Origin of the sequence: Citrobacter sp. Cpo074, from assembly GCF_030332745.1 — a bacterium.
GTDB lineage: Bacteria > Pseudomonadota > Gammaproteobacteria > Enterobacterales > Enterobacteriaceae > Citrobacter > Citrobacter portucalensis.
On sequence record NZ_JAOWHG010000033.1, the window covers coordinates 705,671 to 721,979 of the forward strand.

At 50.7% G+C, this 16,309-nt stretch carries 12 protein-coding genes; 7 read left to right on the plus strand and 5 right to left on the minus strand.

All coding sequences use genetic code 11. The features are described from left to right. Positions 1–43 precede the first annotated feature (43 nt). On the minus strand, positions 44–1,474 hold the full coding sequence (locus OGX83_RS17755; protein WP_071446833.1) for a 6-phospho-beta-glucosidase: 1,431 nt from the start codon (positions 1,472–1,474) through the stop codon (positions 44–46). A 295-nt stretch (positions 1,475–1,769) separates the two neighbouring features. On the opposite strand from OGX83_RS17755, the gene purM reads away from it, so the two are divergent. The 4 genes from purM (at position 1,770) to ppx (ending at position 7,274) form a co-directional block, all read left to right on the plus strand. Further along, positions 1,770–2,807 (plus strand): phosphoribosylformylglycinamidine cyclo-ligase, encoded by a 1,038-nt coding sequence (purM, locus tag OGX83_RS17760; protein WP_020996702.1) that lies wholly within the window; start codon positions 1,770–1,772, stop codon positions 2,805–2,807. Then, a complete protein-coding gene (purN, locus tag OGX83_RS17765; RefSeq protein ID WP_008785442.1) occupies positions 2,804–3,445 on the plus strand; it encodes a phosphoribosylglycinamide formyltransferase in 642 nt (213 codons plus the stop codon). Before purM ends, purN begins: the two co-directional genes overlap by 4 nt. A gap of 216 nt (positions 3,446–3,661) precedes the next feature. Beyond that, on the plus strand, positions 3,662–5,728 hold the full coding sequence (gene ppk1, locus OGX83_RS17770) for a polyphosphate kinase 1 (protein ID WP_032944192.1): 2,067 nt from the start codon (positions 3,662–3,664) through the stop codon (positions 5,726–5,728). Between the two features lie 4 nt (positions 5,729–5,732). Further along, positions 5,733–7,274 (plus strand): exopolyphosphatase, encoded by a 1,542-nt coding sequence (gene ppx / locus OGX83_RS17775; protein ID WP_032944195.1) that lies wholly within the window; start codon positions 5,733–5,735, stop codon positions 7,272–7,274. On the opposite strand, the gene OGX83_RS17780 is transcribed toward ppx, so the two are convergent. Then, positions 7,254–9,524, minus strand: coding sequence for a bifunctional diguanylate cyclase/phosphodiesterase (locus OGX83_RS17780; RefSeq protein WP_267454543.1), 2,271 nt, complete (start codon positions 9,522–9,524; stop codon positions 7,254–7,256). The two genes, ppx and OGX83_RS17780, sit on opposite strands and share 21 nt — an antisense overlap. Positions 9,525–9,874: 350 nt before the next feature. Between OGX83_RS17780 and OGX83_RS17785 the strand changes: the two genes are divergently transcribed. Next, positions 9,875–10,078 (plus strand): YfgG family protein, encoded by a 204-nt coding sequence (locus OGX83_RS17785; RefSeq protein WP_220394927.1) that lies wholly within the window; start codon positions 9,875–9,877, stop codon positions 10,076–10,078. A 364-nt stretch (positions 10,079–10,442) separates the two neighbouring features. Next, complete coding sequence (gene mscS / locus OGX83_RS17790) at positions 10,443–11,321, plus strand: small-conductance mechanosensitive channel MscS (RefSeq protein WP_008785447.1); 879 nt, start codon at positions 10,443–10,445, stop codon at positions 11,319–11,321. A 134-nt stretch (positions 11,322–11,455) separates the two neighbouring features. Here mscS and guaA read toward each other — a convergent pair whose 3' ends face one another. Both guaA and guaB read right to left on the minus strand, forming a co-directional pair. Continuing rightward, positions 11,456–13,033, minus strand: a complete 1,578-nt coding sequence (gene guaA / locus OGX83_RS17795; protein ID WP_048236381.1) for a glutamine-hydrolyzing GMP synthase — start codon at positions 13,031–13,033, stop codon at positions 11,456–11,458. A 63-nt stretch (positions 13,034–13,096) separates the two neighbouring features. Continuing rightward, complete coding sequence (gene guaB / locus OGX83_RS17800; RefSeq protein WP_003037756.1) at positions 13,097–14,563, minus strand: IMP dehydrogenase; 1,467 nt, start codon at positions 14,561–14,563, stop codon at positions 13,097–13,099. Positions 14,564–14,723: 160 nt separating this feature from the next. Here guaB and xseA point away from each other — a divergent pair, with 160 nt between their 5' ends. Further along, positions 14,724–16,097: an exodeoxyribonuclease VII large subunit gene (gene xseA, locus OGX83_RS17805; protein WP_048215788.1), complete on the plus strand. Its 1,374-nt coding sequence runs from the start codon at positions 14,724–14,726 to the stop codon at positions 16,095–16,097. Here the strand turns inward: xseA and OGX83_RS17810 are convergent. Then, a complete protein-coding gene (locus tag OGX83_RS17810) occupies positions 16,094–16,309 on the minus strand; it encodes a zinc ribbon domain-containing protein (protein WP_003835160.1) in 216 nt (71 codons plus the stop codon). The two genes, xseA and OGX83_RS17810, sit on opposite strands and share 4 nt — an antisense overlap.

Below are 16,309 nucleotides of genomic sequence, written 5' to 3' on the forward strand. Positions count from 1 at the left end.
AGCCCCGCACTGATGGCGGGGCTTGCTGTCAATACTATGAATTTTAAAGATATTCAGCATTGGTCTGGATGACTTTTTGATACCACGAAAAAGATTTTTTAGGTGAGCGCGTTAATGTCCCGCTACCGTCATTATTTTTATCGACATAGATAAACCCGTAGCGTTTTTTCATCTCCCCTGTCCCGGCAGAGACTAAATCAATGCAGCCCCACGGGGTATATCCCATCAGATCCACGCCATCTTCCACCACCGCTTTTTTCATCTCACGTATGTGGGCGGCAAGGTAGTCGATACGGTACTGGTCGTTAACTGTACCATCGTCCTCGCGCACATCAATGGCGCCAAATCCATTCTCCACAATAAATAGTGGCAGTTGATAATGATCCCAGAACCAGTTCAGTGAATAACGTAGGCCAACCGGATCAATCTGCCAGCCCCAGTCCGATTTCTGCACGTACGGGTTGGAAACCAGGCTTTTCGACTCGTCGTAATCCAGCTGTGGGTTGTCCGCGGTTGCCTGGGTCGCGAAAGACATATAATAGCTAAAGCCGATGTAATCAACGCAGCCCTTGGCCAGCGCCTGACGGTCTTCCTCGGTGATATCCAGTTCAAAGCCACGACGGGCAAAGTAGTTGAGAAGATGCCGCGGGTATTTGCCGCGCACATGGACGTCAGTAAACCAGTAACGCCGGTGCATGGCATTCATCGCCATCATCATATCGTCTGGCGCGCAGGTCAGCGGATAGATTGGACACATGGCAATCATGCACCCTATTTGTAATTCCGGGTTAATCTCACGCGCGACCTTTACCGCCAGCGCGCTTGCCACCAGCTCATAGTGCGCCGCCTGGTACATGACCGGCTCGCGGTCTTCGCCAGGCTGGTATTTCAGACCTGAGTTAGTAAAGGGCGCGAAATCTTCGTGATAATTTGCCTGGTTGTTAATCTCATTAAACGTCATCCAGTACTTCACTTTGTGCTGGTAACGAGTGAATACCACCCTGGCAAAACGGACAAAGAAATCGATAAGCTTGCGGTTGCGCCAGCCGCCGTACTCCGTCACCAGATGGTAAGGCATCTCAAAATGCGACAGCGTAATCACCGGCTCAATGCCATATTTCAGGCATTCGTCAAACAGGTCATCATAGAACTGTAGGCCAGCCTCATTGGGTTGTTCTTCATCGCCTAAGGGGAAAATACGTGTCCAGGCAATAGAGGTGCGAAAACATTTAAAACCCATTTCGGCAAACAGCTTTATGTCGTCTTTATAGCGATGATAAAAATCGATGGCCTCATGGTTAGGGTAATTTTTACCGGCAATCACACCGTCGGTAATTTCACGCGCCACCCCATGCGCTCCCGCGGTCATGACATCAGCAACGCTGACGCCTTTTCCGCCCTCCTGCCAGCCACCTTCCAGTTGATGAGCAGCGACAGCACCACCCCACATGAAATCTGCTTTAAATCCTGACATACCCTTCCCCTATCGTGATGACTCTGCGCAAAACGCTGTTGATGAGGTCCGCAACAGAAAAAAGAAACCGGTTTCAGTAAGATACTGTGCAATCGCCTAACAGGATTCAAGCACAAGACTGTACCCGGTTTCATTTTCGTGGCGCAGCTCAAACAAATAGATAAATGATTGTAAAATGCTGAAAAAACCAGCAGATAAAACTTGATGCAGAGCAGGCTCGCAAACGTTTGCTTTCCCTGTTAGAATTGCGCCGAATTTAACTTTTACTGCAAGTAAACATGTGGGGAAGCAGGCAGTGACCGATAAAACCTCTCTTAGCTACAAAGATGCCGGTGTTGATATTGATGCAGGTAATGCTCTGGTTGATCGAATCAAAGGCGTAGTAAAGAAAACTCGTCGTCCGGAAGTTATGGGTGGTCTGGGTGGCTTCGGTGCGCTGTGCGCATTGCCGCAAAAATATCGTGAACCGGTACTGGTTTCCGGCACTGATGGCGTTGGTACAAAACTGCGTCTGGCGATGGATCTGAAACGCCACGACACTATCGGCATTGATCTCGTCGCAATGTGCGTCAACGACCTCGTGGTTCAGGGCGCTGAACCGCTGTTCTTCCTCGACTACTATGCGACTGGCAAACTGGATGTGGACACCGCAGCCAGCGTCATTAACGGGATTGCTGAAGGCTGCCTGCAGTCTGGCTGTGCGCTGGTCGGTGGGGAAACAGCTGAAATGCCGGGGATGTACCACGGCGAAGATTACGACGTGGCAGGTTTCTGCGTTGGCGTCGTCGAAAAATCAGAGATTATCGACGGTTCAAAAGTGGCTGACGGTGACGTACTGATTGCGCTCGGCTCCAGCGGCCCGCACTCCAACGGCTACTCTCTGGTGCGTAAAATTGTAGAAGTCAGCGGTTGTGACCCAGAAACCACCGAGCTTGAAGGCAAGCCGCTGGCCGATCACTTACTGGCCCCTACCCGCATTTACGTGAAATCCATTCTGGAACTGATCGAGAAGGTTGATGTGCACGCCATTGCCCACCTGACCGGCGGCGGCTTCTGGGAAAATATTCCACGCGTTCTGCCAGACAACACGCAGGCAGTGATCGACGAATCTTCATGGCAGTGGCCAGCCGTTTTCAACTGGCTGCAAACGGCGGGTAACGTCAGCCAGCATGAGATGTATCGCACCTTTAACTGCGGTGTAGGTATGGTTATCGCCCTGCCAGCTCCGGAAGTGGACAAAGCCCTTGCTTTGCTCAATGAGAAAGGTGAAAACGCATGGAAAATCGGTATCATCAAAGCTTCTGATTCCGAACAGCGTGTGGTCATTGAATGAAAAACATTGTGGTGCTCATTTCCGGCAACGGAAGCAATTTGCAGGCGATAATCGACGCCTGCGAACAGAAAAAAATCAATGGCACCATACGTGCAGTATTCAGTAACAAGGCCGATGCGTTCGGCCTTGAGCGCGCACGCGAAGCGAATATTCCGGCACACTCGCTGGAAGCCGCCCAGTTTGCCAGTCGCGAAGCATTCGACCGCCAACTGATACAAGAGATTGACGCCTATGCACCCGATGTCGTGGTGCTGGCCGGTTATATGCGTATCCTCAGCCCGGCGTTTGTCGCTCACTATGCTGAACGATTGCTGAATATCCACCCGTCTTTATTGCCGAAGTATCCCGGCCTGCATACGCACCGCCAGGTACTGGAAAACGGCGATGAAGAACATGGTACCTCAGTCCATTTCGTAACGGATGAGTTGGACGGCGGACCGGTCATTCTCCAGGCCAAAGTCCCAGTATTTGAAGGCGACAGCGAAGATGACGTCACGGCACGGGTTCAGGCTCAGGAACATACCATTTACCCGCTGGTGGTAAGCTGGTTTATCGACGGTCGCCTGAAGATGCGTGATAACGCTGCTTGGCTGGATGGCGTTCGTTTGCCGCCACAAGGCTACGCCGCCGACGAATAATAAAAAAACCAACCTGTAAGCCGAATGTCACCATCCGGCTTACAGGCATAACTACCTTTTCCGGTTAATACCACCGGTATTCATCTACGCTCCCCCTTTCTCTTTGCTATCAGACGGTTTATTGTCATATTTTTCTGGCACAGTTGGACATCTGAGAGCAATGCTCGCCATAATAAATCGGTAGTGTCCCGTGAATGAAACGGAGTAAAAGTGGTAATGGGTCAGGAAAAGCTATACATCGAGAAAGAACTCAGCTGGTTAGCGTTCAACGAACGTGTACTCCAGGAAGCTGCTGATAAGTCAAACCCGTTGATCGAACGGATGCGTTTCTTAGGCATCTATTCCAATAATCTCGACGAGTTTTATAAGGTTCGTTTTGCCGAACTGAAGCGCCGAATCATTATTAGCGAAGAACAGGGTTCAAACTCTCACTCCCGCCATTTGTTAGGCAAAATCCAGGCCCGCGTATTAAAAGCCGATCAGGAATTTGACGGCCTGTACAACGAGTTGCTGTTGGAAATGGCGCGCAATCAGATTTTCTTAATCAATGAACGCCAGTTGTCTGTTAATCAGCAAAGCTGGTTGCGTCATTACTTCAAGCAATATCTTCGCCAGCACATCACGCCGATCCTGATTAACCGCGAGACGGATTTAGTCCAGTTTTTGAAAGATGACTACACCTATCTGGCGGTAGAAATTATCCGTGGTGATACGATCCGCTACGCGCTGCTGGAAATCCCTTCCGACAAGGTTCCCCGTTTTGTGAATCTGCCGCCGGAAACCCCACGCCGTCGCAAACCGATGATCCTGCTGGACAACATATTACGTTACTGCCTTGACGACATTTTCAAAGGGTTCTTTGACTACGACGCACTGAACGCCTATTCGATGAAAATGACCCGTGACGCCGAATACGATTTGGTGCACGAGATGGAATCGAGCCTGATGGAGCTGATGTCATCCAGCCTGAAACAGCGTCTGACCGCAGAACCTGTACGTTTTGTCTATCAGCGTGACATGCCCAATGCACTGGTCGAAGTACTGCGTGAAAAACTGACGATTTCTCGCTACGACTCGATTGTTCCCGGCGGGCGTTACCATAACTTCAAAGACTTTATTAACTTCCCTAACGTTGGCAAAGCTAACCTGGTGAACAAACCACTGCCGCGTCTGCGCCATATCTGGTTCGACAACGAGAAGTTTCGTAACGGCTTTGACGCCGTTCGCGAACGCGACGTGCTGCTGTATTACCCCTATCACACCTTTGAGCACGTTCTTGAACTGCTGCGCCAGGCCTCTTTCGACCCGAGCGTGCTGGCTATAAAGATCAACATCTACCGTGTGGCAAAAGATTCACGCATCATAGATTCAATGATCCATGCCGCGCACAACGGTAAGAAAGTCACCGTGGTGGTGGAATTGCAGGCCCGCTTCGATGAAGAAGCCAACATCCATTGGGCCAAGCGTCTTACCGAAGCAGGCGTTCACGTCATCTTCTCCGCGCCAGGCCTGAAAATTCACGCCAAACTGTTCCTTATCTCGCGTAAAGAAGGTGATGAAGTCGTGCGCTATGCGCATATCGGGACGGGGAACTTCAACGAAAAAACGGCACGCCTGTATACCGACTACTCGTTGCTAACTGCCGATTCGCGCATTACCAACGAAGTGCGTCGGGTGTTTAACTTCATCGAGAACCCGTATCGCCCGGTGACGTTCGATTATCTGCTGGTTTCCCCGCAGAACTCACGCCGTCTGCTGTACGCGATGATCGACAAAGAAATCGCCAACGCGCAGCAAGGACTGCCTTCCGGCATTACACTAAAACTGAATAACCTGGTCGATAAAGGTCTGGTTGACCGCCTCTATGCGGCCTCAAGCTCTGGTGTGCCGGTCAATTTGTTGATTCGTGGTATGTGTTCTTTGATTCCGAATCTGGAAGGTATCAGCGACAATATTCGCGTTATCAGCATCGTTGATCGCTATCTTGAACATGACCGGGTCTATATCTTCGAGAACGGAGGTGACAAGCAGGTGTATCTCTCCTCCGCTGACTGGATGACAAGAAACATCGACTATCGTATCGAAGTTGCCACACCGCTTCTTGACCCGCGCCTTAAGCAACGCGTGCTGGATATTATCGATATCCTGTTCAGCGACACGGTGAAAGCCCGCTTTATTGATAAAGAACTGAGTAATCGCTACGTACCGCGCGGAAACCGCCGTAAGGTTCAGTCACAATTGGCGATTTACGATTACATCAAATCACTCGAGCAACCTGACTAAAGATATGCCAATACACGACAAGACTCCACGACCGCAGGAATTTGCTGCGGTCGACCTTGGTTCAAACAGTTTCCATATGGTCATTGCCCGCGTGGTTGATGGCGCAATGCAAATTATTGGGCGACTGAAACAACGCGTACATCTGGCGGATGGCCTCGGCGAAGATAACAAGCTGAGCGAAGAGGCCATGGAGCGCGGGCTAAGCTGTTTATCACTGTTCGCCGAACGTTTGCAGGGGTTTCCTCCATCAAGCGTATGTATCGTGGGAACCCATACTTTGCGTCAGGCACTGAATGCGACTGATTTTCTCAAGCGAGCGGAAAAAGTCATCCCCTACCCAATTGAGATTATTTCCGGCAACGAAGAAGCCCGATTGATCTTTATGGGCGTTGAACATACGCAGCCGGAAAAAGGTCGCAAGCTGGTTATCGATATCGGCGGCGGCTCAACAGAACTGGTGATCGGAGAAGATTTCGAGCCTAAACTGGTCGAAAGCCGCCGTATGGGCTGCGTCAGCTTTGCCCAGATGTACTTCCCGCGCGGTGTAATTAACCGTGAAAATTTCCAGCGTGCCCGCATGGCGGCTGCGCAAAAGCTCGAAACCTTAACCTGGCAGTTTCGCATTCAGGGCTGGAACGTTGCGCTGGGCGCATCGGGCACCATTAAAGCAGCCCATGAAGTGCTGCTGGAGATGGGTGAAAAAGACGGTTTTATCACCCCCGAACGTCTGGACAAGCTGACATCTGAAGTGTTGAAGCACGCGTCATTTGATGCGCTCAGCTTGCCGGGGTTGTCAGAAGAAAGAAAAGCAGTGTTTGTACCCGGACTCGCGATTCTGTGCGGCGTTTTTGACGCGTTAGCTATTCGCGAACTTCGCCTTTCTGATGGTGCGTTACGTGAAGGCGTGCTGTACGAGATGGAAGGCCGTTTTCGCCACCAGGACGTTCGTAGCCGTACCGCCAGCAGCCTGGCGAACCAGTACAACATTGACAGCGAACAGGCCCGGCGCGTACTAGAAACGACGATGCAAATGTACGACCAGTGGCATACGCAGCAGCCAAAGCTGGCCAATCCCCAACTGGAAGCGTTACTGCGTTGGGCAGCAATGCTGCATGAGGTTGGGCTGAACATCAACCACAGCGGTTTGCATCGCCACTCTGCGTATATCTTACAAAACAGCGATCTACCTGGTTTCAATCAGGAACAACAGCTGATGATGGCAACATTAGTTCGTTATCATCGCAAAGCGATTAAGCTCGACGACTTGCCCCGCTTTACGCTGTTTAAGAAGAAACAGTTTCTGCCGTTAATTCAGCTGCTGCGCCTGGGCGTGCTGTTGAATAATCAGCGTCAGGCGACCACCACACCGCCGACTTTGACCCTGATAACCGACGACAGCCACTGGACCTTACGCTTCCCGCATGACTGGTTTAGCCAAAATGCGCTGGTGCTGCTCGATCTGGAGAAAGAGCAGCAATACTGGGAAGCCGTAACAGGCTGGCGACTCAAAATTGAAGAAGAGAGCTCACCCGATATCGCCGCATAAGATCTCAGCAGGTGTCAGTTCATCTGGCACCTGCTTTTCCAGAGTTTCACTCAACGGCAGTGGCTCACCAATCAGATACCCCTGCATGTAATCAATCCCCAGCGAAATCACCGCACTGCGTATTTCTTCGCTTTCGACGTACTCCGCAACCACCAGCATTCTTTTCATCCGCGCAAGATGGCAAATAGAGGCCACGATTTGGTAGTCGAGGCTGTTCGAAACAATATTGCGAATAAAGCTACCGTCAATTTTCAGGATATCGGCATTCACATTTTTCAGCCGCGCATAGCTGGCATACCCAGTACCAAAATCATCAATCGCAATCTGACAGCCCAGTGATTGCAGCTGCAGCAACGTTGCCTGTGCCTGTTCCGCATTGGTCAAGGCATTGCTTTCCGTCACTTCAAAGATAAGTTGCCATGCTTCAACCTTGTACTTATTCAGTAACTGATTGATGTCATTAGGAAGTCGCGCGCGACATACTGAGGTGGGTGATAAGTTGATAGCAAACCGGTGGGCGGGCATTTTTTCCCGATTCTGCGCCATAAATTTCAACGTATTTTCAATCACCCACAGATCGATACGGGATGACAAACCAAACTCATGGGCTACCGGCAAGAAGTTATCAGGGGCAATAGTTTCACCGTCATCCCCCTCAAGCCGCAGGAGGATTTCGTGATAAACGTCGCCACGCACGCCAAAAATCGGCTGCGCCTTCAGGAAAAAGCGATTGTTCTCCAGCGCCTGCTGAATACGGTTCATCATCGCAACTTTATCTTTCAGGTCGCGTTGCAGGTGCATTACACCACGCCGCTGCAAATTCTCTGGAGAATTGGTTGCCAGCGATAATTCGGCAATGGTACTTAACTCTCCCAGCAACAAATAGATATGGTTAACAGGAGAACGGACATAGCAAAAGCTGATCCCAACCTGCGGTTGCAAAGGCATTCCGTCCCAGACAAAACGAAACTGCTTGATATGCCTGTCCAGTGCTTCAATGCGTTCCTGGTGTAGCTCAGTGTTAAAACGCAGGATTAAATCATTACCTGACAATTGATAGACATGCTCATCCTGTTCAAGCAACGGTGTTATCCACTGAGCCAGTTTTTGCTTGTACTGGATACGCAGCATAATGCCGTAATTTTTCACCAGCAGCTCCATGCCCGGAACACCCAAAAAGCAAAGCACTGACCATGGCGCGTTTTTCAAATCCCGGTTCAAAGCGCGCAAATTCGGAATATGCACCATAGGGTCAAAGAAGGCCAGGCGATGGTTGCGCCGGGTAACAAAACGTTGACGCGTTGCCAGGACAGCAATGAAATTCACGATGAAGGAAAAAACCAGATAACTTGATGAGGTAATGGCCAGCTGCGTATCATAACCCGAATACCAGGGCATATAGCGCTGATAATAATGAATTGCGGTAATAAGTACGACCGCCCATATCAACGAAATAAATTTATAACCGTAACGCATTGCCCCCCACAGCATGACAGGCAGTAACAGTGACAGTGTATAATTCGTGCTGAATATTGAGCTTTGTTCATTGAGCGGCATACACAACATTGCCATTAGCACAGTCAATATAATCAACCAGACCGCAAACTCTGTTTTAGTCACTTTGGTATCAAACTGCTGCTTTAACTGAGAAAAATAGCCTCTCAGGTGCAAGGGGTTGCGAATTGTTCGAATGATGAAATAACACAGCGGCACACCTACAAGATTCCCCGCGAGTATGGACTGATAGTTGATCAATGTGCCTGTATTGAAGGGCATAACGCCCACCATGCCGGATTTGCTTTCATAAACACCCACAAATGCAGCAAACTGGAAGAGTATCAGAAACAGCGTTGCCGGGCAGAAGACTTGCCAGAACATACGCTGAAACAACAGATGAGAGTCGCCGTGGGAAACGTTGTTTCGTCGGGGAGAAAATACTTTATATCCTCCCCAGCTAAGCACGATTGTAACTATAAAGTGCGAAATTATTGAAAGTGTTTCAAATAACCCGACCTGCGGATATTTGTACCAGATAATGGAAATGATAATACCTGGCAATGCCGCCCAGCCAAAAAAAAGCATCAGGCTAATCATCAGCGCTAACGGCAGGTAGAAAAGAATTACGGTCCCCGTACTAATATGGGCATAGGTGGTGGCAGTGCTCAATATAGGCAACAACAAAGAAGGTAAGATGAGAGGTAATGCCCACCATCTATCTCTAATACCAATATAATTTTTATTGAGTTTCATAGATGCTCAGTAGAATCCCATACATCCTGTAGGGGGTATTCAGACAGGCATCCCACCTGACCTTAAAACGATAAAGTAAAATACATCACAATGATTCATCGATTTTAGTTGTCAGCAAAGTGTGATGCTTGATACATATCAAAAAACATCCCCCTCATTCATCAATTATTACTCTTTTCATTATTTTTTATCGTTAATACATTATTCATGCAAATAATAATATTAATTTCCATAACATAAGAAGATAAAACAACTGAAGCAATTTTACATAAGGAAGAATTGACCATTCCCTCTCAGTGTGCCTTAATGTGAGTATCGCCCTCAGTTGGGTACACTACAAGGAACCTTTTGTGAGCCAGGTTACCAGCCTACGCAAACGACACCGATTTAACAGTCGCATGATCCGGATCGTACTGCTTATCAGCTTTCTCTTCTTCTTCGGACGCTTCGTCTACTCCGCCATTGGTGCGTGGCATCACCACCAGGACAAAAAAGAATCTCAGCAGACCACTCAGCCGCAACAGACAGCTCCTGCACAAACCGACGAAAATTGATCGCTCGCGCCTGTGATACCCCCAGCATTAAGATTCCTTACCGGATGGCTAATCGCCTGACATTTAACCATCCGGTAAGGGATTTGAGTGACGAAACTTTACACATATCCCCACTCTCCCGCTTAATTATCAGATAATCGGCCGTATTTTTCGCACAAATGCACAATCTTTTCATCCCACTTCACCGCACCATTCGCGCTGATTTTTACGTTCCGGTTTAGCGGACATAAAAAGACAAACAGTGCTCAAATAAACGCTAATTAATATCACCAGCAAATATCACTGACGCAAGCATTTATATTTCGCATGAAAATTAAATAGTTATTTGAATTGTTATCATTTTTAAATACTACAGGGTAATACTATGAGTGGTTTTTTATTATTCCCGAAAATAAGAAGCGGCCTTGAGTGGATCGCCGGGCACAGCGATGCTGTCATTCAATTCGGCTGGAATATCGTTGCCGCCGTGATCTTATTGTTTATCGGTAAATTTATCGCTCGTCTGCTCTCTCGTGGGCTGGAAAAGTTACTGCTTAAACGTAAAGTCGACAGAACGATCATTCAGTTCTTCACCGCGCTGGTACGTTACATTACCCTCGCCTTTTCCGTCGTCGCCGCATTAGGTCGCATCGGTATTGAAACATCCTCCATTATTGCCGTCATCGGTGCCGCCGGACTGGCCATTGGCCTCGCGTTACAAAGCTCGCTTTCCAACTTTGCCGCTGGCGTGCTGTTGGTTTCCCTGCGGCCTTTTCGCGCCGGAGAAGTAGTGCAGATTGGTGCAGTCACCGGAACAGTAGAAAAGGTGCACATCTTCTCCACCACCCTGCTAACCGCGGACAGCAAAGAAGTTGTGATTCCAAACGGTAAGATCATCGCTGACAACATCATTAACTATTCCCGTCACCCTTTTCGTCGTATCGATCTGGTGATTGGTGTGGGTTATCAGAGTCGGATTGCAGAGGTTAAGCAAGTTATTAATCACATTATCGAGCAGGACAGCCGCATCGATAAGCAACGTGGGGTAACCGTTCGTCTGGGCGAACTGGGCGCTTCAGCGTTGAATTTTTACGTGCGCGTATGGGTGCCCAATATCGAATACTGGAATACCTATTACGATCTGCTGGAAAACATTAAAGAGGCGCTGGACGCCAACCACATCGACCTACCCTATCCACAGATGGATGTGCGTATTCAGAATGTCGCACCTCAGCAGCAGCCTCAGCTGCAACTGGTCGATTAGCGTACTTTCCTGCAGAGCATGCGCCTGAAGTATTTGCTGAAGTATTTTCTGAAATGCGTGCAATAAAAAACCCTCTATAAACAGAGGGTTTTTTGCATATTACCGGTTCAAAAAACCGCTAACGGAAAGGGATATTATTCCCACTCAATGGTAGCTGGCGGCTTACCGCTGATGTCATACACCACGCGGGAAATACCGTTCACTTCGTTGATAATGCGGTTAGAGACGCGGCCTAAGAAGTCATACGGCAAGTGTGCCCAGTGCGCGGTCATAAAGTCGATGGTTTCGACCGCACGCAGGGAAACAACCCAGTCGTATTTGCGGCCATCGCCCATCACACCAACGGAACGAACCGGCAGGAACACGGTGAACGCCTGGCTTACCTTGTTGTACAGGTCAGCTTTGTGCAGCTCTTCAATGAAGATAGCATCCGCGCGACGCAGCAGGTCGCAGTACTCTTTCTTCACTTCGCCAAGCACACGCACGCCCAGACCCGGTCCCGGGAACGGGTGACGGTACAGCATGTCGTACGGCAGGCCCAGCTCCAGACCAATCTTACGCACTTCGTCTTTGAACAGCTCACGCAGCGGCTCAACCAGACCCATCTTCATCTCTTTCGGCAAACCGCCCACGTTGTGGTGAGATTTGATAACGTGCGCTTTACCGGTGGCAGATGCCGCGGATTCGATCACGTCCGGGTAGATGGTGCCCTGCGCCAGCCATTTAACGTCTTCCAGCTTCAGCGCTTCTTCATCGAATACTTCCACGAAGACGCGGCCAATGATTTTACGTTTAGCTTCTGGATCGCTCTCGCCTTTCAGCGCGTCCAGGAAACGCTTTTCGCCTTCCACGTGAACGATGTTCAGGCCAAAGTGGTCGCCGAACATATCCATCACCTGCTGAGCTTCGTTGAGACGCAGCAGACCGTTGTCGACGAACACGCAGGTCAGGTTTTTGCCGATTGCACGGTGCAGCAGCATCGCGGTCACGGAGGAGTCAACGCCGCCGGACAGACCGAGGATAACTTTATCATTGCCAACCTGCTCACGAATGCGGGCAACGGCGTCATCGATAATTTTTGCCGGCGTCCACAGCGCTTCACACTGGCAGATGTCGCGCACAAAACGCTCCAGCATGCGCATGCCCTGACGGGTGTGGGTAACTTCCGGGTGGAACTGCACGCCGTAGAAGCGTTTTTCTTCGTGCGCCATGATAGCGAACGGGCAGCTGTCGGTGCTGGCAACGGTCACGAAACCTTCCGGAATGGCGGTCACTTTGTCGCCGTGGCTCATCCACACGTCCAGCAGCGGTTTGCCGTCTGCGGTCAGGGAGTCTTCAATACCGCGGACAAGCGCGCTGTCGGTCTGAACTTCAACCTGCGCATAGCCGAATTCACGTTCGTTAGAACCTTCAACATGACCACCGAGCTGCATTGCCATGGTCTGCATGCCGTAGCACACGCCAAACACCGGCACGCCCGCATTGAAAACGTATTCCGGCGCACGCGGGCTGTTTTCTTCGGTGGTACTTTCCGGACCACCGGAAAGAATGATACCGCTTGGGTTGAATTCGCGAATTTGTGCTTCCGTAACATCCCATGCCCACAGTTCACAGTAGACGCCCAGTTCACGTACGCGACGTGCAACCAGCTGAGTGTACTGCGAGCCGAAATCGAGGATGAGAATGCGATGTTTATGAATATTGTCTGTCATTGACGCTAATTCCGAGGCAAGTGAAACAAATTCGCCCGGCATATAGCCGGGCGCGGAAACTTATCAGGAGCCCATGCGGTAGTTAGGGGACTCTTTGGTGATGGTCACATCGTGAACGTGACTTTCCTGAATACCCGCACCGCTGATGCGTACAAACTCTGCTTTCGTTCGCAGCGCGTCGATAGTACCACAGCCGGTCAGACCCATACAGGAGCGCAGGCCGCCCATCTGCTGGTGAATGATCTCTTTCAGGCGACCTTTATAGGCAACGCGACCTTCGATACCTTCCGGGACCAGTTTGTCAGCAGCGTTATCGCTCTGGAAGTAACGGTCAGAAGACCCTTTGGACATCGCGCCCAGAGAACCCATACCGCGGTAAGATTTGTAAGAACGGCCCTGGTACAGTTCGATTTCGCCCGGGGATTCTTCAGTACCCGCCAGCATGGAGCCAACCATCACTGCGGCAGCACCAGCAGCAATCGCTTTAGCGATGTCGCCGGAGAAACGAATACCGCCGTCGGCGATAACCGGAATACCGGTGCCTTCCAGCGCTTCAACGGCATCAGAAACGGCAGTGATCTGCGGAACACCGACGCCGGTCACGATACGGGTAGTACAGATGGAGCCAGGGCCGATACCCACTTTAACTGCGCTGCAACCAGCTTCAGCAAGCGCGCGAGCACCTGCGCCCGTAGCAACGTTACCGCCGATGATCTGCAGGTCAGGATATTTAGCGCGAGTTTCACGGATACGCTGCAGAACGCCTTCAGAGTGGCCGTGAGAGGAGTCAATCAGCAGAACGTCTACGCCAGCGGCAACCAGCGCGTCTACACGCTCTTCGTTACCTGCGCCAGCACCTACCGCTGCACCAACGCGCAGACGACCATGCTCGTCTTTACAGGCGTTAGGTTTACGTTCTGCTTTCTGGAAATCTTTTACGGTTATCATGCCGAGCAGGTGGAAGCTGTCATCAACAACCAGCGCTTTCTCAACGCGTTTTTCGTGCATTTTGGCAAAAACGACATCGCGCGCTTCGCCTTCACGAACGGTCACCAGACGCTCTTTTGGCGTCATATATACGCTAACCGGCTGGTTCAGGTCAGTCACAAAACGCACGTCACGGCCGGTGATGATGCCGACCAGTTCGTTATCTTCAGTCACTACCGGGTAGCCAGCAAAGCCGTTACGCTCGGTCAGTTCTTTCACTTCGCGCAGAGTAGTGGTTGGCAGTACGGTCTGTGGGTCAGTTACCACGCCAGATTCGTGTTTCTTCACGCGGCGAACTTCTTCAGCCTGGCGCTCGATGGACATGTTTTTGTGGATAAAACCGATGCCGCCTTCCTGGGCCAGGGCAATTGCCAGGCGCGCTTCCGTCACGGTGTCCATTGCTGCGGAGAGCATAGGAATGTTCAGGCGAATGGTTTTCGTCAACTGGGTGCTGAGGTCAGCAGTATTCGGCAGAACGGTAGAATGAGCGGGAACGAGGAGGACGTCGTCAAACGTCAGGGCTTCTTTTGCGATACGTAGCATGGGCAATATCTCACCTGGGAGGTTATTAAATATTGCCGCGGCATTATACAGAGCGTAACCGATTGCATCCACACTTTTTTGCAAAAAAACCTTGCGCTCCTCTGTGAGCATGTTACTTTCGACTGAATAACTTGCTGATTTAGAATTTGATCCCGCTCACATGTTATCCTCTCAGACCACCTCAATTTTTACCGTAAGCCGCCTAAATCAGACGGTTCGTTTGCTGCTTGAGCAGGAAATGGGACAAGTTTGGATCAGCGGTGAAATCTCGAATTTCACTCAGCCGTCCTCCGGTCACTGGTATTTCACGCTCAAAGATGACACCGCCCAGGTACGCTGCGCGATGTTCCGCAACAGCAATCGACGGGTAACGTTCCGCCCACAGCATGGTCAGCAGGTCCTGGTACGCGCCAACATTACGTTGTACGAACCGCGTGGCGACTACCAGATAATTGTTGAGAGCATGCAGCCAGCTGGAGAAGGCTTGTTGCAGCAAAAATATGAGCAACTCAAAGCCAAACTGCAGGCTGAAGGGCTATTCGATCAGCAGTTCAAAAAATCACTACCCTCTCCGGCTCACTGCGTTGGAGTCATTACCTCGAAAACCGGGGCTGCGCTGCACGACATTCTCCACGTGCTGAAGCGCCGTGACCCATCCCTGCCCGTTATTATCTACCCGACCGCGGTCCAGGGCGACGATGCGCCAGGACAGATCGTTCGCGCCATTGAGCTGGCGAACGCGCGGGGCGAGTGCGATGTGCTTATCGTCGGGCGCGGCGGCGGTTCTCTGGAAGATTTGTGGAGTTTTAACGACGAACGCGTAGCACGGGCAATCTTTGCCAGCCACATCCCGGTGGTAAGCGCCGTCGGCCACGAAACAGATGTCACTATTGCCGATTTTATTGCAGATTTACGGGCGCCTACGCCATCAGCAGCGGCGGAAATTGTTAGCCGCAATCAACTGGAACTGCTGCGTCAAATTCAGCATGGCCAGCAGCGTCTGGAGATGGCGATGGACTACTACATCGCCAACCGTACTCGTCGCTTTACCCAGCTTCATCACCGTTTGCAACAGCAACATCCGCAACTGCGTCTGGCCCGTCAGCAGACCGTGTTGGAGCGGCTGCGTCAGAGGATGAATTTCGCCCTTGAGAATAAGATTAAGCAGGCCAATCAGCGCCAACAGCGCGTAAGTCAACGCCTGAGCCAGCAAAACCCACAGCCGCGCATTTATCGGGCGCAAACCCGTATTCAGCAACTGGAGTACCGTCTGGCAGAGAATATCCGCGCACGTTTAAGTGCACAGCGAGAACGCTTCGGTAATGTGGTGACGCATCTTGAAGCGGTGAGTCCTCTCTCGACGCTCGCTCGCGGCTATAGCGTCACTACCGCGACCGACGGCAAAGTGCTGAAGCAGACCAAACAGGTAAAAACCGGTGATGTGCTCACTACCCGCCTGTCAGACGGCTGGGTAGAGAGCGAAGTGAAAGGCGTAACGACGGCAAAGAAAACGCGTAAGAAAAAGCCAGATTAAACCGGCACAAACTCCACACGTTTCTTCGAAATCAGACCATGACCATTCTGACAGAAGTAATCCACCGCGCCGCAGGCTTTTAACACCTGGAGTGGCTGATGGCACTCCGGGCAGCGGGCTTCTAACGGAATATCTTTTTTACAGTTTTCACAGTGTGCCACACCGTTTTGTGGTTCCAGTTCTGCATGACAATCCGGGCAGGTCATCGACAT

Bases quoted from the DNA above. Each gene is read 5' to 3' on its own strand.
- OGX83_RS17755 (WP_071446833.1), bottom strand. From the start codon at position 1,474: ATGTCAGGATTTAAAGCAGATTTCATGTGGGGTGGTGCTGTCGCTGCT.
- purN (WP_008785442.1), top strand. From the start codon at position 2,804: ATGAAAAACATTGTGGTGCTCATTTCCGGCAACGGAAGCAATTTGCAG.
- ppk1 (WP_032944192.1), top strand. From the start codon at position 3,662: ATGGGTCAGGAAAAGCTATACATCGAGAAAGAACTCAGCTGGTTAGCG.
- ppx (WP_032944195.1), top strand. From the start codon at position 5,733: ATGCCAATACACGACAAGACTCCACGACCGCAGGAATTTGCTGCGGTC.
- OGX83_RS17780 (WP_267454543.1), bottom strand. From the start codon at position 9,524: ATGAAACTCAATAAAAATTATATTGGTATTAGAGATAGATGGTGGGCA.
- mscS (WP_008785447.1), top strand. From the start codon at position 10,443: ATGAGTGGTTTTTTATTATTCCCGAAAATAAGAAGCGGCCTTGAGTGG.
- guaA (WP_048236381.1), bottom strand. From the start codon at position 13,033: ATGACAGACAATATTCATAAACATCGCATTCTCATCCTCGATTTCGGC.
- guaB (WP_003037756.1), bottom strand. From the start codon at position 14,563: ATGCTACGTATCGCAAAAGAAGCCCTGACGTTTGACGACGTCCTCCTC.
- xseA (WP_048215788.1), top strand. From the start codon at position 14,724: ATGTTATCCTCTCAGACCACCTCAATTTTTACCGTAAGCCGCCTAAAT.
- OGX83_RS17810 (WP_003835160.1), bottom strand. From the start codon at position 16,309: ATGTCGATGACCTGCCCGGATTGTCATGCAGAACTGGAACCACAAAAC.